At 53.3% G+C, this 871-nt stretch carries 1 pseudogene; it reads left to right on the top strand.

The annotated features are described in order from the left end of the window. Nucleotides 1-68: 68 nt before the first annotated feature. Nucleotides 69-851 (top strand): annotated as a pseudogene (locus ACUHMQ_RS20865) (IS5 family transposase); the annotation flags it as partial. Nucleotides 852-871 lie beyond the last annotated feature (20 nt).

The following is an 871-nucleotide window of genomic DNA, read 5'->3' on the forward strand; positions in this document are numbered from 1 at the left end:
AGAGCGTGTTTTAAAAGTCACGAACAGCCCCATGTGTTCGATTTTGACATGGCTAAAAAAGTAGTCGCAGGAGAGAGCAGCAGTACCCGACCGATTTAAGCGACAAGAAGTGGAAACGGATTGAACCCTTGCTGCCAGAAGCGAAAAAAGGCGGTCGTCCGCGGCAAGTGAATCTGCGGCAGGTGGTAAATGCGCACTTGTATATCACCCGAGCCGGTTGTGCCTGGCGTCTATTGCCGCATGACAGCTTTCCCCCCTGGCAAACAGCGTATGGCTATTTTCGCGCCTGGAGCCAAGCTGGCATCTGGCAACGGATTCACGACACTTTACGCGCACAAGTGCGGCATCAAGCCGGGCGTCACAAGCATCCAACAGCGGGGTGCATCGACAGCCAGAGCGTGAAAACAAGCGCTTTGGCAGGCGTCAAGGGATACGACGCTGGCAAGAAAATTCAAGGACGCAAACGTCACATCTTGGTTGACACCATGGGGCTGATCATGGCCGTGCTGGTGACGTCGGCCAGCGTACAGGATCGCGATGGTGCAAAGTGGCTGTTGCAAACATTGACGGGGAGTTGCAAAAAGTTGCGCCGTGTCTGGGTCGATGGTGGCTACCGAGGAAAATTGCTGGGATGGGTTGCTCAGCGCTTTCGCATCGTTTTCGATGTCGTCCTGCGCCCAGACCATGCCAAGGACTTCGTGCTTTTGCCTCGAAGATGGGTCGTCGAACGTACCTTCGCTTGGCTCTATCGGTATCGTCGACTCTCCAAGGACTATGAATGCCTCACCCTATCCAGCGAAACATTCATTCAAATCGCCATGATCAATTTGATGCTCAACAGACTGGAATAGCAACTTTTAAAACACGCTCT

The sequence above is a fragment of the Chitinimonas violaceus genome (genome assembly GCF_052601015.1).